Below are 22,631 nucleotides of genomic sequence, written 5' to 3'. Positions count from 1 at the left end.
AGCCTATTTTTAAATAGGCTTTTTTTATAAAACGACTCGCTAGTTTAAGCAGAAGCTTTGGTGGTCTCTATGGTTTCTGCATCTACTCTATGATCTTGCTGCTCATCCAAAGTATGTTTAGCCGGAATATAAGACATTGCGCGTTCTGCAAGTGCTGTAATGGTAAGACTTGGGTTAACGCCCAAATTGGCACCTAACATTGAACCATCCACAACGTATAAGTTTTTATAGTTAAAGACACGGTTTTGTCCATCTACCACGCCACGCTCTGGACTTGAAGCAATTGCACAACCACCCATACAGTGGGCTGTAAAAGGTACGTTAAACAAAATTTCGGTAATGGTCGTCATTGGGTGACCATTAAACATTTTGGCAACTTTTTCGGTAAAAGCATTGGCCTGTGGAATATACACAGGTAGTTTTTTACCTTCGCTCGATAACACCTTGCCAAAAGGCCAGAACCAATTACGTTTCAAGCGCATGTTGATGGAGGCATCTGCTGTTTGCATCACCAAGAAAATTAAAGTCTGACGTGCAAAACTGACCGGATTACTCATGCGAAGAAAAATAAATGGATGGCAAATGAGTGCCCATAACCAAAAGAAGATACGTGTCCAACCCGGTTTACCTTTCGCCATATAAGTACACATAAGACCCATGGCATCTGAACCAGTTTGGTAACGTGTTGCTTCAATGTGGGTGTCATGGTCAATGTAAATACTTGAACCAATGGCCACACCTTTACTCATGTCGACATCTTTACCAAAAAAACGAACACCTAAAATTGACTCAGCATTAGTACGAACCCGATTGCCCAAATCATCAGAAACATTTGGCAGAGAACCAGACTGTTTTAAACGGAATAACATCTCTTGCGTACCCAAAGAAGATGCAGAGAAAATCACATTTCGAACACACCATGTACGGCGTTGTTTGTTAAACCATGAGCTTGAACATTCAGTCGTAACTTCATAGCCATCGCTGCCATCGGCTTTACCATTAAGTGGTTTAACATCAACAACTTTGGTTTCTTCGTAAACCTTGGCACCATTTTTTTCGGCAAAGTACAAATAGTTTTTATCTAAGGTATTTTTTGCGTTGTGTTTACAACCTGTCATACAACCGCCACATGCGGTACAGGTTCCGCGGTCTGGACCTTCGCCGTTAAAATATGGGTCAGGGTAGGTCTTGCCGCCTTGTTCACCTTCGGGTGGAAAGAAAGTGGCAACACGAGTGGGTTTAAATGTATGACCAACACCGACTGCTTCACCCATTTTTTTTAGCATATGATCGGCAGGACCGAAAATTTTATTATCAGTCACCCCAAGCATGCGTTCTGCTTCAGCATAGTGCTGTGGCATTTCATTTTTCCAGTCCGCTGCATCTGCCCACGTGCCTTCATCCCAAATATGTTCAGGTGGAACCAGTAAGGTATTGGCATAGGTGATTGAACCGCCACCTACAGCATTACCGCAAATAATGGTGACATGGCGAAAAAAACGCATGTTGAAATAACCAAAAAGTTTCATGCCCGGACGCCAAATCCAGCGACGGGTATTCCAGTTATTTTTAGCAAAATCTTTAGCTTCCCAGCGTCGTCCCATTTCCATTACAGCAACAGAGTAGCCTTTTTCGGTTAGACGGCAGGCAGAAACACTACCACCAAAGCCTGAACCAATAATGAGGTAATCATAGTCATAATTGTTTGTTGTCATGCCGAGGACTCCTCTCTGGCGATATTTTTATATTGACTGTGTATGTTTATCAATGAATTGCCCAATGCGCTCAATCGAGTCATTAGATTCGTTTAGTATACCCGCGTGAAACTGAAAAACATGCCCGACTCGGTCATAAACCTTCAAGTTCGTCGGAATACCATACTTTTCGGTTTGTTCAGCGAGACGTTTTGCATCGTCCAATAAGACTTCTTCGGTACCGACATGAATTAGAATAGGAGGTAGACCAGTTAAGTCAGCATAGAGTGGGGAACAGATTGGATCGGTTAGCGATTTTTGTCCGCAATAGTTTTTTGCACACCAAGCTAACCAGTCCTCTGATAGCATCGCATCTTGAGCAGCATGAGTTTTCATCGTGCTTCCAGAGAGGCTTAAGTCAACCCAAGGTGAAAGTAAAACTAATGCCGCTGGTAACGGTAACCCTACATTTCGTATTACAATTGCAGTACTTAAACTCAGTCCACCGCCCGCAGAATCGCCAGCAATCACGAGTTTTTTCGGGTTTTGTCCTTGGGCAAGTAAAGCTTTATAGACTGCAACGACATCTTCAATAGCAGCAGGGCTTGGGTGCTCAGGGGCTAGGCGATATTCAGGTAACCAGACTTGTGCTTGAGCTGCATGTCCGATTTGCGCCGCAAGTTTGGTGTGACTTTTTGAGCTACCCACCACATAGCCTCCGCCATGTAAATACAAGATGCCGACGCCTGATTGAGTCGTTTTGGGCTGAATATGGACTGTCGGTACTTGAGCGATGGTTTGCTTTTTTGTTTTATAGCCACGTGGCCCAAGCACAATTGCACTGGCTGCATCACTACAAAAACGTTGTAGCTTTAGTGGTGTTTTAGGGGATAAAGCTGGACGTAGTGTGGTACGAATAGTCCATGCAAGAAGCTGCTTCATAATAAGGACTCATACTAAGCATTTAATGTCAGTCAGCATCTCTTAAAATGAAGAGTATGCTGACCACTATTTTTATTTTGCTGATTTGTTGAGTAGGCGAGTTTGCAAGGCAGTGGCAGTTGCAAAAATCTTTTGGTAGCCTTGTGGCAGAATACGTTGAATCATATCAACGGCTTTCGCATCGGCTCCAATAAGTAAACGGCGACGATCTTTACGAACAGCTTCTAAAATTTGTTGAGCGGCATCATCAGCAGGGGTGCGAAGTAATTTATCGAAAGCATCCTGACTTTTTAAAGGATCCATTCCTAAAGACTGGACGCTATTATTCATGCGGGCAGCTTTGGCAATATTGGTACGAATACCACCCGGATGCACACAGGTCGCACTCACTCCAGCATTTTGCATATCAAGTTCTTGGCGCAATGATTCAGTAAAGCCACGAACGGCAAATTTACTAGCGTTATAAGCACTTTGAGTTGGTTGAGCTGTTAAGCCGAACATACTGGAAATATTAATAATATGCCCGTCACCACTTTGCTTTAAGTAAGGTAAAAACTCTTTGGTTCCATAAACTACGCCCCAAAAATTGATACCAATCAGCCATTCAAGGTCTTCGTAGCTCACACCTTCAGCCGTACTACCAATTGCGACACCAGCGTTATTAAAAATCAGGTTAACTTGGCCATGTTCATCTACTACTGTCTTTGCCCAAGTTGCAACTTCATCACGCTTAGCCACATCAACTTTTTGAGTGGTGACTTTGACAGAATAGGGTGCCAACAGCTCGACTGTTTTCGCTAATCCAGCTTCACTGATATCGGAAAGTGCCAGATGGCAACCTTGTTTTGCGAGTGCTATGGCAAGTGCTTGTCCAATACCAGAACCCGCACCTGTCACAGCTGCGACTTTATTTTTAAAAGACTTCATAAAATTCTCCGTTTATTTTTCTCATTTCCTATGGTGAAGCTTGTTTAAGAAATAGCCGAAACCTGAGTGTAGTTTTCAATATCGAAGCGACGAGTACGTTGTCGATATTCAAGAGTAAAACCTGGCCAGTTATTGGTATTTTTGCCATCCGCAGTTTGATACCAACTGGTACAACCTTGTGCCCAGACAGTTTTTTTCATTTTTTCTTGAATGCTTTGATTAAACTCATGTTGAACTTCTGCACGAACATTGGTGAACAGAAGTTTGTTTTGTAGGGTTGTTTGAATGGCATCTAAAATATAATTCACTTGGCTTTCAATCATATACACAATTGAGTTGTGCCCAAGATTGGTATTTGGACCATAGAGCATAAAGAAATTTGGAAAGCCGCTCACAGTTAAACCGAGATAAGCTTCTGCACCATCTTTCCATGTGTCTTTTAAGGTGCGGCCATCAAGACCTGTAATCTGCATTGGCGCCATAAATTCCGTTGCGGCAAAGCCCGTACCATAAATAATGGTATCGACTTCACGCAGATTTCCGTCTGTATCTAAAATACCGTTTTCAGTAATTTCTTGAATGCCCGTATTAATCACATCGACATGAGGCTGGGTCAGTGTTTCATACCAATGGTTAGAGATTAAAATACGTTTACAGCCAATTGGGTAATCCGGCATTAGGCGGTGGCGTAACTTCCCATCTTTAACAACTTTACGGATGTGACGCTGGAATAAATATTCCACCAACGGCATTTCATTGAGTGAAGTTGTAAAAGCAAGTAGGCGAATTTCATGGTGTCCATATTGCAAGGCGCGGTCTAGACTTTGCAAAATTGGCAGTTTGCGGAAAGCCTTTTTCTCTAAAGGCTGGTAAACCCGATCCGGTTTTGGAATCACGTAAGGTGCTGAACGTTGATAAACATCGAGATGGGCAACTTGTTTTGCAATTTCAGGTACAAATTGAATTGCGCTTGCACCTGTACCGATCACTGCAACACGTTTGCCAGTTAAGTTATACTCATGATCCCAACGTGCTGAGTGAAATGCCTTACCTTTGAAGTTTTCAATGCCTTTAAGTTTTGGATAGGCAGGGCGGTTAAGTTGGCCTACCGCACCGACTAGAAACTCAGCTTCAAACTGTTCGCCAGTCGTACTTTGAATGTGCCATACACCTTGCAGGGCATCAAATTCAGCACTGGCAATTTCAGTATTAAATTGAACATGTGGACGAATATCATATTTATCCGCACAGTGGCGTAAATATTGATAAATCTCTTGAGATGTCCCATAGCGATTTTTCCAGCCTAGCTCTTGCTCAAAAGAAAAGGAATACAGATGAGAAGGCACATCACAGGCAGCGCCCGGATAAGTATTGTCACGCCAGACACCGCCAACATCAGCAGCTTTTTCAAAGAGGGTAAATTGTTCAAAACCTGCTTGTTTGAGTCGAATGGCTAAACCTAAGCCTCCAAAACCAGTGCCAATAATAGCGATGCGTACATTTTTATTTGAATTAGACGACGAATTAAACATGGGCTGCTCTAAATCCTTAAAAACAGTGAGCGAAAAAATCGCAATTTCCTGTATGCAGAATAGACGTTTATTTGCTTGATTTAGAGGATGGATGAGGACAAAATATTGTGATTCGAGGACATTCTGAGCAATATAGTGAAGTATGCATGGGCTTTTGAACGCAGTGTACATAGTGTTCGGTTAATGGCTGATTTTGCGGTGGAATCAGGCATTTCTTATCAGACGATTTTGCAAGGGACAGGGCTTAGCCAACAACAATTACTCGACCCTAATATGGTGGTGACAGGCCATCAGGAATTACAGCTGATTCATAACTTGGTTGAGCAACTAGGAGGCAGACCGACATTAGGCTTAGAAGTGGGCACACGCTATCATTTCACCACATTTGGACCATTAGGTATGGCTCTGATGAGTAGTGCGAGCATTCGTGAAGCACTGGATTTGGCTTTAACCTATTTTACTTTAACCTTTGCTTTTACCCGCTTTGATGTGTCGGATACACCGCAAGGAATCCGTATCGAAATTGATGAGCAAGATATTCCATCTTCAGTGCGTCAATTCATTATTGAACGCGATGCCGCTGCACTCATTACGGTACAGCGAGATTTGGTGCAGGACAATTTTTGCCAGTATTTGGCTTTTTCTTTTCAACTCAAAGGTGATGCCGAGCCATATCGGAATTTATTTGGAGTCATGCCTGAATTTGGCGCTGCGAAAAGTTTTGTAATTCTGGATCCGCAAAAAGTAGACCAAAAGTTGCTTATGGCAAATGAATTGGTTTTACATACAGCTGAAGAACAGTGCCGACAAATATTAGAGAAACGCCAATCACAAAATAAATTTACAACCTTAGTGCAACAGCAATTGATGAACGTGCGAGGGGAAATGCCTTCTATGCAAATCGTGGCTGACCGATTGCATTTAAATGCACGAACCTTACGCCGTCATTTGGCATTAGAGGGGATGACTTTTATTCAGATACGTGAAGAAGTCAGGCAAGTTCTAGCTGAGCAATATTTGGCATTACCAAAAGCTTCGGTTGAGCAAATAGCCGAGTGGTTAGGTTATGCAGAACCTGCCAGCTTTATTCATGCTTATAAAAGATGGCATGGGAAAACACCTCATGCCATGCGTTTAGTACAAAAATAAAAAATGAAGGGTGCTTTTGCTTTCCCTTCATTAAAGAGCAGTTTATTTAATAAAGCTTAGTTCCTTACTGATTTTTTCTAAAATCGGTGCTTTCTTGGCTTGAAATTCAACTTTGTTTTGTTGAATCAGGTTGTTGCCTTTGGTGTCGATAGAAATAATGAGCGGACCAAATTCTCTCACACGGTTAATCCAAAGGGTTTCTGGCATACCTAGGTCTTGCCATTCAGCGCCTTCAATCTCTTCAACCAAAGTTGCTGCGAGCACTGCGCATCCACCTGGAAAAATGGCATGAACCGCAACATTTTCCTGACAGCCGGCAGCTGTTTCTGGCCCCATGCCGCCTTTACCCACAATAAGCTTAACGCCAGTTTGTTTGATAAATTCTCGTTCAAATTTTTCCATTCGCATACTGGTTGTTGGGCCAATCGAAACCATTTCGAAGTCGTTTTCACCTTTTTTGCGCACAATAGGGCCAGCATGAAAAATCGCTCCGCCTTCAAGATTAACTGGTAGTTCTCGACCTTGTTCGATCAGTCTGCGATGGGCAACGTCACGACAAGTTACCAAACGGCCAGTCAAATAAACCACATCACCAACTTTAAGGTCTAAAAGATCTTCATCTTTAATAGGAGTTGTCAGAATTTTTTTCATAGTACAACTCCTTCATGAGACAAGATTTCATACGACATATCTGGATTAATCTTAATTTTGCCACGGCGATGTGCCCAGCAACCTGTATTTACGGCAACCCCAATGGTTGATGGGTGGCGTGCAGAAGATTCAATATTGACTCCCATTACGCTGTTATTCCCTGTGAGCCCCTGAGGACCAATACCAATTTCATTAAGACCTTGTTCTAACAGTTGTTCCATTAAGGCAGCGCGTGGGTTCTCACTTGTTGAGTCAACCGGACGCATAATCGCGAGTTTAGAAAGACGAGCTGCGGTTTCAACCGAAGTTGATACGCCTACACCAACCAGTAACGGTGGGCAGGCATTTACACCGCGTTCGGTAATAACATCCATCACAAATTCAGCAACACCTTCATAGCCTTGACCTGGCATTAAAACTTTTGCCGCACCCGGTAGTGTACAACCGCCACCCGCCATATAGACATCAATGGTACAAGTGTCGAGTTCAGGCACAATGCGCCAGTCTAACCATGGAATTTGAGTACCTGTATTTGTGCCCGTATTTTTTTCATCGAAGGTTTCCACAGCGTTGTGACGTAAAGGACCTATACGAGTTGCCTCAGCAGTTGCTTCGCTCAAAATATCTTGAAGTTCACCAAGCAAAGGGAAGTTAGCACCTGCTTCAACAAAATATTGAATAACACCCGTGTCTTGGCAGCTTGGGCGGTTGAGTTTATCCGCAGCTTGCTGATTTTCTTCCATCGAGTCATAAACTGATTTAGCCAATGGATTGGTTTCTAAAGTACGCAGTTCAATTAACTTGCTTTTCACATCTTTAGGTAGGCGTTTTCCAATATAAGCCGTAAATTTGGCCATGGTGTCCGTAAGGGACTGGACTGCAATATCTTTGTCCATGTTGTGCTCCTTGAAGAAACTTGTTCAGATCTAATTGGTGTAAAAAGGGTTATTGGGTTGCTTTGGCAGCGTTTACTTTCACTTTTTGGGAGAAGCTCAGCACTAGTGTTAGTAAGGTCGAGATAATCAGTAAGCCCGCAACAAAATAGAGTCCGCCTGTGAAATCTCCAGTTTGATCTTTAATCCAGCCGATCATGGCAGGTCCTGCAAACCCGCCTAAATTTCCGATTGAGTTAATCGTGGCAATGCCTGCTGCTGCGGCTGATCCTGACAAGAACATGGTTGGCATGCTCCATAGCGGTGGCTTGGCACAGCTAATACCGACATTCACAATAGTAAGTGCTGCAATTAATCCAATGATATTGTGTGTGCCTGCTGCAATTGCGAGACCAACTGCTGCGGTTAAACACGCGAGAGCAACATGCCATGTACGTTCATTGGTGCGGTCAGAGTGTCGAGACCATAAAACCATGGCAATGACAGAAACGATTGGTGGAATGGCATTTAAAAGCCCCACAGTCATAGACGTTACGCCAAGCTGTTTAATAATTTGTGGTGCCCAGATACCGAGCGTATAAAGCCCAGCTGATGTTCCAAAATAAATCAATGCAAGGGCAAGTACTCGTGGGTTGGCAAGACCGCGAAAAATGCTGTGATGCTGATGAGCATTTTTTCCTACATCTTCTTCCTTCATGGTTTTTACAAGCCATTCGCGTTCATCCTGTTTTAACCAAGTGGCTTGTTCAGGGCGGTCAGTCATATATTTAAAAACCACAACGCCTAAGATGAGTGCGGGTATTGCTTCAATAATGAACATCCATTGCCAGCCAGCGAGACCCCAAATTCCATGCATTTCAAGTAACGCGGCAGAGATTGGTGAACCAACTGCTGTGGCAATTGGGGCGGCTGCCATAAATAAAGCAATCACACCAGCGCGATGTCGTGCAGGAAACCAGTAAGTTAAGTACAGAATAATGCCGGGAAAGAAGCCAGCCTCGGCAACACCGAGTAAAAATCGCATAACGTAAAAGCTAGTTGAGCTTTCTACAAAGGCCATGCCAGCTGCAATCAGACCCCAAGTCACCATGACTCGAGCAATCCAGATGCGGGCGCCGACTTTATGCAAAATAATGTTGGACGGGACTTCAAATAAGAAATAGCCCAAAAAGAAAATTCCGGCACCAAACCCGAGAACCGAGGCGGTAAAGCCTAAGTCTTCTTTCATGGTGAGTGCGGCAAAACCAATATTGACGCGGTCGATATAGGCTATAAGGTATAACAACATAATAAACGGTACGATTCTCCAAGTAATTCGACGTAACGTTCGCTTTTCAATATCCATTTCCATGTCATGACTCCATATTCATGACTACCAATCCTGATTGGTAGTTTTCGCTTTCTTTACCGCTATTGATTCGGCTAGATGGCTTTTCCCGTTGATCCACAGCATTCCTTCTGCGGACATTGTTATGCTCTTAAACAAGAGATGGCTTATGTCGGGAAACATTGAAATGGATGTTAAACCCTTTAAAAAACTGATGAATCGATATAAAGTTAAATCACTATTGCAAAAAACTTAATAATCATGAATGCAGATACGGAATTAGCTTTCTTTTGTTTATTGGTCAAACAAGGAAGTCTTGTCGCGACGGCACGAGAGTTAAACTTGACTCCACCTGCGGTTTCTAGACGTTTAACTCAACTTGAAGAGCGTTTAGGAGTAAGGCTTTTAAATAGAACAACACGGCGAATTAGTTTAACCAGTGAAGGTGAGGTCTACTTTGAAAATGCGGTTCGTATTTTAAAAGAGATTGATGAAATGGAGCGTTTGGTTTCAAGTAGTCGGGCAGCACCCAAAGGGGTATTGCGTGTGAATGCTCCTTTAGGCTTTGGTCGTTCTTATATTGCGCCAGCGATTTCTACATTTGCCAAAATCTATCCTGATGTCGATGTCCAACTGCATTTAACAGACCGCCCGATTAATCTGCCAGATGAAGCCATTGATGTATCAATCCGCTTTGGCGAAATACCCGATTCACGTCTAATTGCAAAAAAATTGGTAGCCAACCGCCGTTTATTATGTGCCTCACCTAGCTATTTAAAAACGGCAGGGCAACCGCTCACTCCCCATGATTTAACGCAGCATCAGTGTATTGTGATTCGGCAAAATGATTCTGCTTATGGCAATTGGCGGTTAAGTCATGGCAAACAAGTTGAAACCGTTAAAGTTCATGGGCAACTGAGTACCAATGATGGTGCAGTCGCATTAAATTGGGCATTAGAAGGCTATGGTATTTTGATGCGAGCAGAGTGGGACGTAGCAAAATATTTAAGAAGTGGTAGATTAGTTCAAGTGCTTGAAGATTATGAGACACCACCAGCAGATGTCTATGCGGTGTATTTAGAGAGACTGAATCTGTCACCTAAAGTCGCGCATTTTCTAGATCATTTACGCCAATTTTTAAATCAGCATGTCGATGGGCCAAAGCCGCGTTCAAGCTGGTAACGATGGTATTAACCTCAATTAAAAAAGCCAACTTAAAGTTTAAGTTGGCTTTAACATTAGTTTCTATTTAAACGCAAATGCAATAACCGTGTTGCTGAGGTGTGGCGAATTTCATCGGTCCGTGCATTAAAATATCGTTCAGTAATGGCTTCACCTGATAAGTCTTCGACTACTTCAAATCCCATCTGCTCCACGGCCTGATGTAAATCTATTGGTTTAAATTGACCTAGTAAAGGCTCTTTCAGCAAATGGGTAAATTGTGCAACGCCTATACTTCCAAGTCGCTCAATACCGTTTAATTCCTGAAAATCGGTCGAATAGTCGAGTACCACTTCGCTACCGTTTGCGGCAAATTCAGCAATACTTTTTAAAGTTTGCAGCGTGGTTTCGGGGTTTAAATAGTGCGTTGTGCCTAACCATGAAAAAAATGCAGGAGCAGATTGATCATAGAGACTTCTGATCAGAGCTTCCGAAATAGACTCTTTTTCAAAGTTAATCGCGACAAACTCAACGGTAGTAGGAATATTTCCTAACTTTTTTAGCTTGGCTTGTTTGGCCGCTTGAGTATCAGGATGATCAACTTCAAAAATTTTCAAAGTAGGATAATGGTGTGATTCACGTAGTGCAAAAGAGTCTAGGCCAGCACCCACTAATACATATTGTTGAGTATTTTGTTGAACTGCCTGAGCAAGTAAATCTTCGGCATAGCGAGAGCGACCGACCACTTGTCCAGTAAGTAGACCTAAAGTACGGTTTAAAACCGCAGAATTCATCACTTTAATAATCAGTGAACTAGAGAGAAGTTTTTTCCAGCCTTTACTGGTTAGTTCAAAAGCATAAGGATCTGAAAATACAGGGTTCTGTGTATTTTGAAAATGATTGGCCCGTAATGCAGCAGCGGCTTCAGCAGTACGGCTTGATTGTCCTTCTTTCATTTTATCCTGTTTTTTTATTTCTTGAAGATATTCAACGAAGAAGGCAGTGTATTTCATGAAAAACTAAAATACACTGCCTATTTCTTACAACTGATTTGATCGAAAATACAAATTAGTGAGTTTTTGTCGTTTGATACGTCACTTCATAATCTTTCAAATCTACTTTTTTCAAACGTTGTTTAAGTTTTTTCAATGACCAAGGCCATGCAGCAAAGTTACGACCGTTGGCATCAAGGTAATAACTCTTACATCCGCCGCTATTAAATACCGTTGTTTGTAAGTGCTTTTGTACTAAATCATTATGCTTTTTAATCACATCAGATTTAACATTTAACTTGCTAATTCCTTTGTTTTTAATTTTCAATAAGCCATCTACGATATAGTCGAGCTGTGCCTCTGCTAAACCAATGAAAGAATCATAAACCAGTACGTTAGGTCCTAAAATTAAAAATGCATTTGGTACATTTTCAATGTTGGTTCCTAAGTAAGCCTCTGGTGAACTATCTTTCCATATATCTTGTAAACATTGACCTTTTTCATTGTGGACACGTTTACCAATTGGTGGGTGAGATACTTCAAAACCTGTACCCCAAATAATCACATCAACTTCGTGGCGTTCACCATTAGCAGCAACCACTGTATTGCCTTCAACCTTCACTAAACCATGAGGGATCAGGGTCGTGTTCGATGCTTGTAGTGCAGGGTAGTAATTATTAGCGAATAAAATACGTTTACAACCAATGTCAAAGTTTGGCGTTACATTTTTACGTAGCACTGGGTCGTTAATTTGCAATTTAAGTAATTGCTTACCTAACACATTGACTGGTTTTAGGGCAAGTGGATTACGTAAACCAAAGTTAATTGCATTTAGCGTTAGTGCTACACTTTTACGCCAGCTCGCCTGAATAGCCGGATATTTAGCAATGACTGATTTACTAAACTCGCCCAAGTCTGTATCTGGTTTTGGTAATACCCAAGGTGCTGTACGTTGGAACACAAACAGTTCTTTCGCTTTTGGTTGAATTTGTGGCACAAACTGAATGGCAGATGCGCCAGTACCAATCACGGCAATGCGTTTACCTGTCAAATCATAATCATGGTTCCATTTCGCTGAATGGAACATTTCGCCTTTAAATGTTTCTAAGCCTTCAAGACGTGGAATTTGAGCTTCGGTAATTGGACCTGTGGCAAAAATAACGGTTTTAGATAAATATTGACCAGTAGTGGTGTCAAGTACCCACACATGACGTGAGTCATCCCACGCTGCGTTGAGCAGTTCGCTATTAAACTCGATTTTAGAGGTAACATTAAATTCGTTACTCACATCTTCCAGATAACTTAATATTTCTGGTTGGCGCGCAAATAAATGGCTCCATTTTGCACTTGGTGCAAATGAGTAAGAATAAAGAGCAGAAGGTACATCACACCCACAACCTGGGTAGGTATTTTCACGCCATGTTCCACCCACGCGGCCAGCTTTTTCAATAATTTTATAATTGGTATAACCAACTTGATCTAGGCGAATGGCAGCAGCGATCCCTGAAATGCCCGCACCCACAATAAAAGTATCGAAAATATGACTTGGTGATTTGACAGCTTTTTTTGCTGATGCATTTGTTTTCATTTGCGCAGTCATATGTGTACTACCTATAAATTTCTTATTTAAATAATTTGTACGATGTACCAAGGAACTTGGTATACAAGCTTGGGGATGCTCGTTTCATAAGCCAGAATAACTTCGCATCAATTTGAGGAATGGTATACATCTCATCCTGATCAAGGCGATTAAGGGTTAATCTTGCAACATCATCACTTGTGGTCAGCGCATAGTTCATCAGTGCATGGTCTGCAAGCTTTGAATAGCGTCCTGGAATTCGACCATTTTTAATGATATTGGTGGGTACCAGCGTCGGGCAGAGCACGTTTACCTTAATATTAAACTTACGTAGTTCGGCAGAAAGCGTTTCTGAAAGCGCACGCACACCCGCTTTAGTCACGTTATAAGCAGTCATTTCTGGGGCAGCCGTGTAAGATGCCGCAGATGCCACATTAATAATCGCGCCGTAACCTAACTTTTTAAACTTGGGAACAAATGCGTGACAACCATGAATAACACCCCAAAGGTTAATATTCATGACCCAGTTCCAGTCTTCTAGGCTGAGTTCGTCAAATTTACCGCCTAAACCTACTCCAGCATTATTAATGACAAGAGTTACAGGGTGCCCAAGCAAGATTTCAGCAGTTTCAGCGAGATGGTTAACCTGTTCAGCATTACCTACATCACAGCGCATAGCAAAAGCTTTTGCACCTTCTTGTTCAAGAAGTTTTACTGTTTCTTCAGCAGCTTCCAGATTAATATCTGCACACACTACGCTGCCACCACGTTTCGCAAGTTCAATTGCAAAACTTCTACCAATCCCACTGCCTGCACCCGTCACTACGGCATAAGCTTTTTGGCTTGGTTTAACTTTCTTTTTGCCAAATAAAATCATGATTCATCCATAAATAGCTTGAAGAGATACCAGCTACCTCTTTGATAGCTGGAAATGCAGGACGATTAAGACATGCGTACTGGTGGGGTAAATTCTTTAACAAAGTAAGGAGCAATTGCGCCGCCTTCGGTCAGCAATTTCTTTTTGTAATACTCAAGATATTCAGTTGTATCATGATCATTTGGATGAAAGTCTGGGCGTAAGTAGTCAAGAATTTGACCAATCGTACTGCCGAAAACTCCGTCTTTTGGACCAAAGATTAAGCCTACACCGCGACGAGCATCTTTCCAGAATTTCAAAGTCAGCATCTCTTGTGGCTTTCTTAACACAGGCACAAATAATGTAGTCGCAGGGATTAAACCTAAAATGGTAAATAGCGCGAGGAAGAAACCAGACGCACGTAGTGCATAACTACCATTTAAAAGTTGATATACATCGTAGGCGATATCTTTATGCTCAGATTCTTCAAGCATATGCCACATCCAAAGTGCACGGCTTTTTTCGTCATCTGAATAATAGAAGTTCTTTTCGTGCTTCATCATGTATTCAGCAAGTACCGCAGTAAAATGCTCAATACCCGCCATCATTGATAATTTGAGTGGCTGTGGAAACTTTAAGAAAACATACTTAAAGAAGTTTGAGCCAAGAAAACGATACAGCGCGACAGGATATTCAGCATCTTGAAGGGCATCGTTATATTCATTGTGCAATTTAGAATGAATTGCTTCTTGGCCAATCAACGACGTTACTCGCTGCTTTAATATTGGATCTTTGATAAATTCACGGTGATGGCGAGCGGTTTCAATAACCAGATCTTCACCGTAAGTTAAAAACACCGAAAGTGTGGCAAAAAACAAAGTAGCAAATTGATTGTCCATATAGAATCTGACATCAATTTCTTTACCATCAAAACCAATATTTAAATGTCTGATTGGAATTGAACTTTTGCTAGCAAAATCTGGTAGCTCAATTTCACGCTGAAATTTAAGCTTGTTGAATGATTTTTTAACTGCGGTCGAGATCATGGCGACACCCTGAGGCAAAGTAGTGGTGCATTTTGATGAAAATCAATAAACTCAATGATCAACAAAGCACTGTAAAATTCCATTTTCAAAAACAGATGATTTTCTGCATTGACTACGGTGTTGTTGCTCCGTTATTTGTTTGATTATTTGGCTGAATAACGGAAGAAGAACCGAGGCAGACAAGAGCTGCTGAATGACTCTTCTTTAATTTTTTCATATTAATCTGACATTATGTTCGGATTCAATTCGGGTAAATTCTTAAACATATAAAAGTATTTTATAGACATTTCTTGTAATAATTTTTCTAAATAAATTGATTTTATCTTTTTGAAAAATAATAAATTAAATTTATTTCTAATCTCTGGAAATAATGAATTAAAACATCAATTGATTGATAAATTGAGATCTATTTTTCTCAGTTTTTTCACTTAAGTTTGACAACTATTCGGATTTTGTTTTTTTATTTCTACCCAGTCAAATTACATGCTAATCTGACTTTATGTTCGGATTATTGATTAGATCGTATGACTACGCGTAAACCTCGTCAAACTCGAGCCAAAGTCACTGTCGACACGATTATTGAAGCAGGTTTTATTGCGGTGGCACTTCATGGACCGAGTGGAACCACGACACGTCATATTGCAGAAATTGCAGGAGTGAGTGTCGGGTCTTTATACGAATATTTTAAAAATAAAGAAGAAATTTATGATGCAATGAATCACTTTTTTGTTCGGGAAATTCTGGACATGATTACAGAGCTTACACCGACAATTTTACAGTTGGAGTTAGAGCCTGTCATCGAAATGATTTTTTATACTTTTAGTGATTTATTAAAGAAAAATAATGACCGTTATTTGACTGTTTTACGTTATGCAGGAGAATTGCAGTACGACAAATACATTCCCAAAATTGAACAGGCTTTAATGGAAGTCATCATGAAATATATGATGCATAATCCAAAATACCTAAAAATTAATAATTTGCCTGTAATTACCTATATTTGTATCAATAGTGGAATTTTTAATGTCGCACGGCATCTTATTTTGCCAAACCCTTATATTAGTTTTGATGAGATGGTACAGGGGCTAACTACTATGATCATGAGTTATATCAATACAGAGATGGCACGTTCAGAAGAGCATTGAGCAGAGTTAGAATTTTTATAAGTCCAAGTAACGATAAAAAGCCCTCACATAAAAGTTTATGTGAGGGCTTGATTGATCTTATGGCATGGTTGGAACTTCTTCAGGACGCATATCGAAAATCAAAATTTCGGCGTTATCACCATTGGTAAACGATAAGCTTCCACCGTCACGAATACGTGCAGCATCGCCGGTGTTAAAGGTTTTACCATTTACATCAACACGACCTTTAGCAACGTGTAGGTACACATATCGACCATCAGGAATCACAAAGTCAGCAGTTTCTTCACCATCAAAAAGACCTGAGTAAATATTAATGTCTTGTTTGATCGATAAAGTTTTCTCGCCACCTTTCGGTGAGATGATCAAATGCAATTTACCGCGTTTGTCTGCTTCATCAATATGAACTTGTTGATAGCCTGGCTCTGTATTCACTTCATTTGGAACAACCCAAATTTGCAAGAAATGAACGCCTTCTTGAGCTGAGTGGTTAAATTCACTATGAGCAACGCCACGACCTGCACTCATCAGCTGAATGTCACCCGGCACAATCACAGAGCCTGTACCCATCGAGTCTTTATGCTCTAATGCACCTTCAAGTACATAGGAAATAATTTCCATATTACGGTGAGGGTGAGTACCAAAGCCTTTAGATGGAGCAACGTTATCATCGTTAATTACAAGGAGGTCCGAAAAACCAACTTGTTTAGGATCCCAATAGTTAGCAAATGAAAAGCTATGTTTTGATTGTAACCAACCATGATGTGCTGCACCACGCTCGTGAGATAAACGCATATCAAACATGATGTATTCTCCTGATTTAATTTTTTATCTGAGTACAGTTTATCGTAGCGTTTATTGGAGTGAAGCTATGAAAATAGAAAGCTTGGTGCGATTTATAGAACGATGAAACTTGGACGTAATTTTGCTAGTCAACCAATAGAGTTAAAGGAGAAAAATATTTTTAAATAAGATGAAGATTTCTTTGAGATGAATTTTTACTTTCCATGCTAAACATGCAACATAGAAATTAGTCGCTAAAGAAACAATTTTAAAGAAAAGTACATTAACGAAAATAGCTCCTTTTTATCTCATTTAAAGCTTAGCAAAGAAAAACAAATTTCAAGCCATATACACATTTGTCTATGCACTATCTTTAAAATAACTTAAGAGTTAAAACCGATAAAAAGATAATATTAAAAATAACTAAAATAAGCTCTTATTAAATAAAATTACTTTTCAATGGAAAAGTTTAGTATTTAGTAGGTTTTTTAATGATATTTTTAAAATAACTTTTATTTTCAATAATTTGAATAAGAGTGTGTTATTGTAAATAAATGTGAAAATATTCACAAAGCTATAATTTTTTGTTAAGATCATTAACATTAAAAACATAGAGATAATAATAATGATCAATAAAGTATTAATAGTGTTGTGTGTGGGTATCGTCTTTGTATTAGGGTATTGGGCTTATTTAGATACTCAAAATAAAAGACATCAAGAGCTAATGCAGATCATACAAGAAGCTGAAAAAAACCTGCAAAGTATCGAACGAAATCCGAATCATGCTCATCACAGCAATTTAGCTTCTTTTCATATGCAACAATATATAGGCGAGAAAAAAATTATTTTCTAGCAATAACGAGCTATAAATTTCTAACTTTTTACAGTGTCATTGGTCATATCTTTTCATAAATTTTGATCATGTTTCTGTTGAATCTGTTAAACTTATTGAACGTATAGTAAAAAAGCTGCATAGGGGTTATGCAGCTTTTTTGTGTTTCAAGAGGGGCTGTGGTTGTTTGCTATGTATAAAGCTAGAAATCAAATGAGTGGCATATTTGTTGCTTCTTAAATTTGAGATTCTTGTTTATAGGACTGAACAGAAAAACAATATTGTTCAGCGACCTACATAGACGTAAATATTCCACAGTTCAGATTTTGCATAGAGGCTACTTATGGCGGCGCCCAATTCTTCGGCAGGCTGGTTAGAGCGTTTATTTAAGCTAAGCGACAATAAAACCACTTTCCGAACTGAAGTTCTTGCTGGTGTAACTACATTCTTAACGATGTGTTACATCATTATTGTCAATCCACTCATTTTATCTGAAACCGGCATGGATCATGGTGCCGTATTCGTTGCAACCTGTTTGGCAGCAGCAATCGGATGTTTAGTAATGGGGATCATTGCTAATTATCCAATCGCACTGGCCCCTGGTATGGGTTTAAACGCTTACTTTACCTACTCGGTTTGTATGGGAATGGGCGTGCCATGGCAAACAGCTTTAGCCGCTGTTTTTGTTTCAGGCCTTGTCTTTCTTGCAATCAGCTTCTTTAAAATTCGTGAAGCGATTGTTAATGCGATTCCAATGTCACTTAAGTTTGCAATCGGCGGTGGTATTGGTTTGTTCCTAGCACTGATTGCACTAAAAAATGCTGGAATCATTGTTGATAACCAAGCGACATTAGTCGGTTTGGGCGATATCAAACAGCCTACAGTATTATTAGCGCTATTCGGATTTTTAATGATTGTGGTTTTACACCAATTAAAAGTTCGTGGCGCAATCATTATTAGTATTTTAGTTGTTACGGCCATCGCTACTGCTTTAGGTTTAAATGAATTTAAGGGTGTAGTGGGTCAAATTCCTTCAATTGCACCAACATTCATACAAATGGACTTTGAAGGTCTATTTACAGCAAGTATGGTCGGCGTCATTTTCGTATTCTTTATTGTCGACTTGTTTGACAGTACAGGTACTTTGGTTGGTGTTTCACACCGTGCAGGTCTTTTACAAGACGGTAAATTACCTCGTTTGAAGAAAGCATTATTTGCAGACTCTACTGCCATCGTTGCAGGTGCCGCATTAGGTACATCTTCAACTACACCATATATCGAATCAGCTTCAGGTGTAGCAGCAGGCGGACGTACTGGTTTAACTGCTGTTGTGGTTGCAATCTTATTTATCTGCTGTTTATTTTTAGCACCTCTTGCTCAATCTGTACCAGGTTTTGCAACGGCGCCAGCTTTATTGTTCATTGGTGTGTTGATGATCCAAGGAATCACTCACATTGATTGGGATGATATTACTGAAGCTGTTCCAGCATTTTTAACCATTGTATTTATGCCATTCACCTATTCAATTGCTGATGGTATTGCAATGGGCTTTATTAGCTATGCATTAGTTAAATTATTCACGGGTAAGGCAAAAACTGTACCGTACATGGTATGGATTATTGCTGCGCTTTGGGTATTTAAATTTATCGTGTTTGGCGGTTAATATGATTTTTTATAATTTTCTTCTTGAGCTATCTTAGACATAGTTTTCAATAAGAAGAAAATTATAAAAGGGTGTGATTTTGACCACACCCTTTTTTCTTTAGACGTGGAGTTAATATGAATCAAGTCGAGCTGATTCGCGCCTTACCAAAAGCCGAATTGCATGTGCATATTGAAGGGACTTTCGAACCTGAATTAATGTTTGCAATTGCCCAGCGCAATCAGATTCAGATTCCTTACAAATCTGTTGAAGAAGTAAAGCAAGCTTATAACTTTCATAATCTTCAATCATTCTTAGATATTTACTATGCTGGCGCGAATGTTCTTGTACATGAACAAGACTTCTATGATTTAGCATGGGCTTATTTTGAGAAATGTGCCGAAGATCATGTCGTTCACACAGAAATGTTCTTTGATCCGCAAACCCACACAGACCGTGGTGTTGCGTTCTCAACTGTGATTAATGGTTTAAAGCGTGCGTGTGCAGATGCCAAAGCTAAGTTTGGTATCAGCTCTCAACTGATTATGTGTTTCTTACGTCATTTAAGTGAAGAAGCTGCATTTGAAACGCTTGAACAAGCGCTGCCGTTTAAGCAAGATATTATTGCTGTAGGCCTTGATTCAAGTGAAGTAGGGCATCCGCCAGCTAAATTTGAACGTGTTTTTGCTAAGGCGCGTGAAGAAGGTTTCTTAATCGTTGCTCATGCTGGTGAAGAAGGTCCTCCTGAATATGTATGGGAAGCTTTAGATCTACTTAAAGTGAATCGTATTGATCATGGTGTGCGTTCTGAAGAGGATGAACAATTAATGACGCGTTTAATTAATGAAAAAATGCCATTAACGGTTTGTCCTTTAAGTAACTTAAAGCTATGTGTTGTTAAGGATATGAAAGATCATAATATCCGCCGTCTTTTACAAAAAGGCGTACATGTGACGGTTAACTCAGATGATCCTTCATATTTTGGTGGTTATATGAATGATAATTTCTTTGCCATTCAACAGGCATTAGATTTAACCAATGATGAGTTGAAACAACTCGCAATTAATTCTTTTGAGGCTTCTTTCATTTCAGATGAAGAGAAACAAAAGTGGATTGCAGAAATCCAAAAAATCTAAATAAAAAAACCGCCTGTGATAGGCGGTTTTTTTATACATCAGGTTTATTTAGGCTGTTTAGTCATACTATTTAAAATATTGTCTTTATCAATAAAGTGATGTTTTAAAGCTGCAAGTACATGCCCAACAATAAGAAAACCTGCAAACCAAGAAATATAAATATGTAATGGTTTAACAACAGCTAAAAGCTCTGGGTTATCTTGCACTAAACGCGGAATTTCAAATAAATATAAAACAGGGGCAGGGTGACCAGCACTCCAACTAAACAAGCAACCAGTGACAGGTAAAGCCACTAAAATTACATAAAGGAATAGATGACCCACGTGTGCCAGAGTTTTCATCATCGGTGACATGGTGTCAGGTAGTTTTGGAGCTGGATGTGTATAGCGCCATAAAATCCGGATAATTACTAAAAAGATAATTGTGGTTGCAATGTTCTTGTGCAACGTAATCACATCACCTTTAAAGCTGCCATCAACGTCATAGCTTAAAAAATTTCCACTATAAAAGCCAATAACCCATGCGACGATGAAAATGATTGCCATCACCCAATGCAGAATTTGTGCGGTACGGGTGTAATAGTGAGAGGAAGCAGCAGGCATAAAAGACCCTTTTTTTGTCGTTTTGATTTGTGATTTTAGGGGAAAGCGCAGATTTTGAGAAATGTTTTAAATGTGACAGAGCGTGCTAAAAACAGAACGTTTTACTGCATAAAAAAGCATTTGATGAGCTGAGTTTCGGTCGGCAAAATAGTTTGCATAAATGCATCAAATTATTTGTTTCTTCTAAAGTTGAGTTTAGGCACAATACGCGCTGCCAACGTTCAATCAAAGGAAAAAATGATGAAAAAATTGATGCTCGCTCTAGCACCAGTTGTTTTAGCTTTAACAGCATGTGCAACAACTACAGGCACTGCTACAGGTGCTGCTTCTGCACAAACCACAACTCAACAATTGGGAGTTGCTGCGTTAAAGGTTGCTGTAAATGCGAAATGTATTACAGAGATTAATAATGTCGCAGCTTGGAAAACAGCAACAAAATATATGACTGCTGAGCAACGTGATAGCATCCAAACCAATGTTTGTGGTTGTGTGAGCGAAAAGGCTCCAAACAGTGTGACAGCAGTAGAATTAGCTGCAGCTGCACTTGATGTAAATACACGTGCTACAATCGTAAACCAAGTGGTTTCTAAAACTGTAAATGCTTGTGTGGCAGAAGCTTTACAAAAGTAATTAATAAATTATGTGTTAAAGAAGGCTGATTACTATTGATCAGCCTCTTTTGTTTAAAGGTAGTGAGTTGATGTTTATTGCTGGTGTAGATGAGGCGGGACGGGGACCTTTAGTAGGTTCGGTTGTGGCAGCAGCCGTTATTTTAGATCCGAATAATCCAATTTTAGGATTAAATGATTCTAAAAAATTAACTGAAAAGAAACGTGAAAAGTTGTTTATTGAAATACAAGAAAAAGCCTTAGCTTGGTCAATTGCTGAAGCAACTCATGCTGAAATTGACGAACTAAATATTTTACAGGCGACTTTTTTGGCTATGCAACGCGCTGTTGACGGCTTGAAAACTCAACCTCAAAAAGTGATCGTTGATGGTAATCAAATTCCGAAAGGAATTATTATTCCTTGTGAAGCCATTGTTGGTGGAGATGCAAGCCATGCTGAAATTAGTGCAGCAAGTATCTTGGCAAAAGTGACACGAGATCGACAGATGGCAGAATTAGATCAGCAATATCCGTTATTTGGTTTTGCCAAACATAAAGGATATCCAACCAAAGCACATTTTGAAGCGATTGCCGTGCATGGCGTGATTGATCAGCATCGTCGTAGTTACGCACCTGTTAAACGTGCTTTAGGTCTATAAATACAACCACTTAAAAAATTTAAAGCGACTATAAAGTCGCTTTAATTAGGGAGAGAACAACTTCATACTAACGATTGAAGTTTTTCTGTGCATAATTATCATCTTCATAAGAAACTTGATAATCTTGATCAAGATGTTGAAGGTGTTCATGCATTGCACGTTCATGTTGAATACGTTGATAAATTTCTTCGCGATGAACAGAAACCTCTTTTGGTGCATTCACACCAATACGAACCTGGTTTCCTTTGACGCCAAGCACAGTAACACTGACTTGATCCCCAATCATTAATGTTTCCCCGACACGGCGGGTCAGAATCAGCATGTTTATCTCCTTGCTAAACGCTTAAAACTGCAATATTGGTACCCAAATAAAAAGCTCAACCTCAGTTTTCAGTCAGATTCTAACAGAAATATGAGAACAAAGTCATATTTTGATAATCTCTGCCAAAAAACTTTCCGTTTAATATAACAGAGCCGC

22 protein-coding genes are annotated in these 22,631 nt (G+C 40.0%); 8 read left to right on the top strand and 14 right to left on the bottom strand.

Translation table 11 applies throughout. From position 1 onward, the window contains the following. Positions 1 to 44: 44 nt before the first annotated feature. From J536_RS19275 to J536_RS19260, 4 genes are all read right to left on the bottom strand, one after another. Complete coding sequence (locus J536_RS19275) at positions 45 to 1,715, bottom strand: GMC family oxidoreductase (RefSeq protein ID WP_005077030.1); 1,671 nt, start codon at positions 1,713 to 1,715, stop codon at positions 45 to 47. A 27-nt stretch (positions 1,716 to 1,742) separates the two neighbouring features. After that, positions 1,743 to 2,636 carry an alpha/beta hydrolase gene (locus J536_RS19270; RefSeq protein WP_032056761.1) on the bottom strand — a complete coding sequence of 298 codons (894 nt, stop codon included), beginning with the start codon at positions 2,634 to 2,636 and terminating at the stop codon, positions 1,743 to 1,745. Between the two features lie 72 nt (positions 2,637 to 2,708). After that, positions 2,709 to 3,563: an SDR family NAD(P)-dependent oxidoreductase gene (locus J536_RS19265; protein ID WP_032056760.1), complete on the bottom strand. Its 855-nt coding sequence runs from the start codon at positions 3,561 to 3,563 to the stop codon at positions 2,709 to 2,711. A 44-nt stretch (positions 3,564 to 3,607) separates the two neighbouring features. Next, complete coding sequence (locus J536_RS19260; RefSeq protein WP_032063664.1) at positions 3,608 to 5,095, bottom strand: flavin-containing monooxygenase; 1,488 nt, start codon at positions 5,093 to 5,095, stop codon at positions 3,608 to 3,610. 135 nt (positions 5,096 to 5,230) lie between these two features. On the opposite strand from J536_RS19260, the gene J536_RS19255 reads away from it, so the two are divergent. Then, positions 5,231 to 6,244 (top strand): AraC family transcriptional regulator, encoded by a 1,014-nt coding sequence (locus tag J536_RS19255; protein ID WP_032063662.1) that lies wholly within the window; start codon positions 5,231 to 5,233, stop codon positions 6,242 to 6,244. 42 nt (positions 6,245 to 6,286) lie between these two features. Here J536_RS19255 and ttdB read toward each other — a convergent pair whose 3' ends face one another. The 3 genes from ttdB to J536_RS19240 are packed head-to-tail and all read right to left on the bottom strand — an operon-like array spanning position 6,287 to position 9,139. Then, positions 6,287 to 6,895 (bottom strand): L(+)-tartrate dehydratase subunit beta, encoded by a 609-nt coding sequence (gene ttdB, locus J536_RS19250; protein ID WP_032063660.1) that lies wholly within the window; start codon positions 6,893 to 6,895, stop codon positions 6,287 to 6,289. Further along, on the bottom strand, positions 6,892 to 7,791 hold the full coding sequence (ttdA, locus tag J536_RS19245; RefSeq protein WP_000356537.1) for a L(+)-tartrate dehydratase subunit alpha: 900 nt from the start codon (positions 7,789 to 7,791) through the stop codon (positions 6,892 to 6,894). The genes ttdB and ttdA overlap by 4 nt, the downstream gene beginning before the upstream one ends. 49 nt (positions 7,792 to 7,840) lie before the next feature. Then, positions 7,841 to 9,139: an MFS transporter gene (locus tag J536_RS19240; protein ID WP_032063659.1), complete on the bottom strand. Its 1,299-nt coding sequence runs from the start codon at positions 9,137 to 9,139 to the stop codon at positions 7,841 to 7,843. A gap of 237 nt (positions 9,140 to 9,376) precedes the next feature. Between J536_RS19240 and J536_RS19235 the strand changes: the two genes are divergently transcribed. Further along, a complete protein-coding gene (locus J536_RS19235; RefSeq protein ID WP_032063657.1) occupies positions 9,377 to 10,297 on the top strand; it encodes a LysR family transcriptional regulator in 921 nt (306 codons plus the stop codon). A 56-nt stretch (positions 10,298 to 10,353) separates the two neighbouring features. Here J536_RS19235 and J536_RS19230 read toward each other — a convergent pair whose 3' ends face one another. The 4 genes from J536_RS19230 to J536_RS19215 all read right to left on the bottom strand — a co-directional run bounded on the left by J536_RS19230 (position 10,354) and on the right by J536_RS19215 (position 14,749). After that, entirely contained in the window at positions 10,354 to 11,232 is an 879-nt protein-coding gene (locus tag J536_RS19230; RefSeq protein WP_014206177.1) for a class I SAM-dependent methyltransferase, read from the bottom strand. Between the two features lie 112 nt (positions 11,233 to 11,344). Next, a complete protein-coding gene (locus J536_RS19225) occupies positions 11,345 to 12,868 on the bottom strand; it encodes a flavin-containing monooxygenase (RefSeq protein WP_032063655.1) in 1,524 nt (507 codons plus the stop codon). Between the two features lie 22 nt (positions 12,869 to 12,890). Beyond that, on the bottom strand, positions 12,891 to 13,724 hold the full coding sequence (locus J536_RS19220) for an SDR family NAD(P)-dependent oxidoreductase (protein WP_017386375.1): 834 nt from the start codon (positions 13,722 to 13,724) through the stop codon (positions 12,891 to 12,893). A 65-nt stretch (positions 13,725 to 13,789) separates the two neighbouring features. Further along, the gene (locus J536_RS19215) at positions 13,790 to 14,749 is read right to left on the bottom strand and encodes a metal-dependent hydrolase (RefSeq protein WP_005070390.1); all 960 of its coding nucleotides are present in this window, start codon (positions 14,747 to 14,749) and stop codon (positions 13,790 to 13,792) included. A gap of 524 nt (positions 14,750 to 15,273) precedes the next feature. Between J536_RS19215 and J536_RS19210 the strand changes: the two genes are divergently transcribed. Then, entirely contained in the window at positions 15,274 to 15,894 is a 621-nt protein-coding gene (locus J536_RS19210) for a TetR/AcrR family transcriptional regulator (protein ID WP_002163161.1), read from the top strand. 78 nt (positions 15,895 to 15,972) lie between these two features. On the opposite strand, the gene J536_RS19205 is transcribed toward J536_RS19210, so the two are convergent. Then, on the bottom strand, positions 15,973 to 16,695 hold the full coding sequence (locus J536_RS19205) for a pirin family protein (RefSeq protein WP_032063654.1): 723 nt from the start codon (positions 16,693 to 16,695) through the stop codon (positions 15,973 to 15,975). A gap of 604 nt (positions 16,696 to 17,299) precedes the next feature. Here J536_RS19205 and J536_RS19200 point away from each other — a divergent pair. The 3 genes from J536_RS19200 to J536_RS19190 all read left to right on the top strand — a co-directional run bounded on the left by J536_RS19200 (position 17,300) and on the right by J536_RS19190 (position 20,284). Then, positions 17,300 to 17,527 carry a hypothetical protein gene (locus tag J536_RS19200; RefSeq protein WP_002163179.1) on the top strand — a complete coding sequence of 76 codons (228 nt, stop codon included), beginning with the start codon at positions 17,300 to 17,302 and terminating at the stop codon, positions 17,525 to 17,527. Positions 17,528 to 17,849: 322 nt separating this feature from the next. Further along, on the top strand, positions 17,850 to 19,169 hold the full coding sequence (locus J536_RS19195; protein ID WP_032063653.1) for an NCS2 family permease: 1,320 nt from the start codon (positions 17,850 to 17,852) through the stop codon (positions 19,167 to 19,169). Between the two features lie 116 nt (positions 19,170 to 19,285). Continuing rightward, positions 19,286 to 20,284 carry an adenosine deaminase gene (locus J536_RS19190; protein ID WP_032063652.1) on the top strand — a complete coding sequence of 333 codons (999 nt, stop codon included), beginning with the start codon at positions 19,286 to 19,288 and terminating at the stop codon, positions 20,282 to 20,284. A gap of 44 nt (positions 20,285 to 20,328) precedes the next feature. Here the strand turns inward: J536_RS19190 and J536_RS19185 are convergent, their stop codons facing one another. After that, the gene (locus tag J536_RS19185; protein WP_032063651.1) at positions 20,329 to 20,886 is read right to left on the bottom strand and encodes a cytochrome b; all 558 of its coding nucleotides are present in this window, start codon (positions 20,884 to 20,886) and stop codon (positions 20,329 to 20,331) included. Positions 20,887 to 21,126: 240 nt separating this feature from the next. Between J536_RS19185 and J536_RS19180 the strand changes: the two genes are divergently transcribed. Together J536_RS19180 and rnhB are read left to right on the top strand one after the other, a co-directional pair. After that, on the top strand, positions 21,127 to 21,516 hold the full coding sequence (locus J536_RS19180; RefSeq protein ID WP_002163174.1) for a hypothetical protein: 390 nt from the start codon (positions 21,127 to 21,129) through the stop codon (positions 21,514 to 21,516). Positions 21,517 to 21,586: 70 nt separating this feature from the next. Continuing rightward, positions 21,587 to 22,153 carry a ribonuclease HII gene (gene rnhB / locus J536_RS19175; RefSeq protein WP_002163155.1) on the top strand — a complete coding sequence of 189 codons (567 nt, stop codon included), beginning with the start codon at positions 21,587 to 21,589 and terminating at the stop codon, positions 22,151 to 22,153. A gap of 67 nt (positions 22,154 to 22,220) precedes the next feature. Here the strand turns inward: rnhB and csrA are convergent, their stop codons facing one another. Next, the gene (gene csrA / locus J536_RS19170; RefSeq protein WP_000906487.1) at positions 22,221 to 22,475 is read right to left on the bottom strand and encodes a carbon storage regulator CsrA; all 255 of its coding nucleotides are present in this window, start codon (positions 22,473 to 22,475) and stop codon (positions 22,221 to 22,223) included. Positions 22,476 to 22,631: the final 156 nt, after the last annotated feature.

This window comes from Acinetobacter sp. 809848 (genome assembly GCF_000581275.1).
Classification (GTDB): Bacteria; Pseudomonadota; Gammaproteobacteria; order Pseudomonadales; family Moraxellaceae; genus Acinetobacter; species Acinetobacter pittii.
This window is presented reverse-complemented; position numbering and strand designations above follow the sequence as displayed.

Bases quoted from the DNA above. Each gene is read 5' to 3' on its own strand.
- J536_RS19180 (WP_002163174.1), top strand. From the start codon at position 21,127: ATGAAAAAATTGATGCTCGCTCTAGCACCAGTTGTTTTAGCTTTAACA.
- J536_RS19200 (WP_002163179.1), top strand. From the start codon at position 17,300: ATGATCAATAAAGTATTAATAGTGTTGTGTGTGGGTATCGTCTTTGTA.
- J536_RS19270 (WP_032056761.1), bottom strand. From the start codon at position 2,636: ATGAAGCAGCTTCTTGCATGGACTATTCGTACCACACTACGTCCAGCT.
- J536_RS19230 (WP_014206177.1), bottom strand. From the start codon at position 11,232: ATGAAAGAAGGACAATCAAGCCGTACTGCTGAAGCCGCTGCTGCATTA.
- J536_RS19265 (WP_032056760.1), bottom strand. From the start codon at position 3,563: ATGAAGTCTTTTAAAAATAAAGTCGCAGCTGTGACAGGTGCGGGTTCT.
- J536_RS19190 (WP_032063652.1), top strand. From the start codon at position 19,286: ATGAATCAAGTCGAGCTGATTCGCGCCTTACCAAAAGCCGAATTGCAT.
- J536_RS19220 (WP_017386375.1), bottom strand. From the start codon at position 13,724: ATGATTTTATTTGGCAAAAAGAAAGTTAAACCAAGCCAAAAAGCTTAT.
- J536_RS19210 (WP_002163161.1), top strand. From the start codon at position 15,274: ATGACTACGCGTAAACCTCGTCAAACTCGAGCCAAAGTCACTGTCGAC.
- J536_RS19185 (WP_032063651.1), bottom strand. From the start codon at position 20,886: ATGCCTGCTGCTTCCTCTCACTATTACACCCGTACCGCACAAATTCTG.
- J536_RS19205 (WP_032063654.1), bottom strand. From the start codon at position 16,695: ATGTTTGATATGCGTTTATCTCACGAGCGTGGTGCAGCACATCATGGT.
- rnhB (WP_002163155.1), top strand. From the start codon at position 21,587: ATGTTTATTGCTGGTGTAGATGAGGCGGGACGGGGACCTTTAGTAGGT.
- J536_RS19225 (WP_032063655.1), bottom strand. From the start codon at position 12,868: ATGACTGCGCAAATGAAAACAAATGCATCAGCAAAAAAAGCTGTCAAA.
- J536_RS19215 (WP_005070390.1), bottom strand. From the start codon at position 14,749: ATGATCTCGACCGCAGTTAAAAAATCATTCAACAAGCTTAAATTTCAG.
- ttdB (WP_032063660.1), bottom strand. From the start codon at position 6,895: ATGAAAAAAATTCTGACAACTCCTATTAAAGATGAAGATCTTTTAGAC.
- J536_RS19240 (WP_032063659.1), bottom strand. From the start codon at position 9,139: ATGGAAATGGATATTGAAAAGCGAACGTTACGTCGAATTACTTGGAGA.
- csrA (WP_000906487.1), bottom strand. From the start codon at position 22,475: ATGCTGATTCTGACCCGCCGTGTCGGGGAAACATTAATGATTGGGGAT.
- J536_RS19260 (WP_032063664.1), bottom strand. From the start codon at position 5,095: ATGTTTAATTCGTCGTCTAATTCAAATAAAAATGTACGCATCGCTATT.
- J536_RS19195 (WP_032063653.1), top strand. From the start codon at position 17,850: ATGGCGGCGCCCAATTCTTCGGCAGGCTGGTTAGAGCGTTTATTTAAG.
- J536_RS19235 (WP_032063657.1), top strand. From the start codon at position 9,377: ATGAATGCAGATACGGAATTAGCTTTCTTTTGTTTATTGGTCAAACAA.
- ttdA (WP_000356537.1), bottom strand. From the start codon at position 7,791: ATGGACAAAGATATTGCAGTCCAGTCCCTTACGGACACCATGGCCAAA.
- J536_RS19275 (WP_005077030.1), bottom strand. From the start codon at position 1,715: ATGACAACAAACAATTATGACTATGATTACCTCATTATTGGTTCAGGC.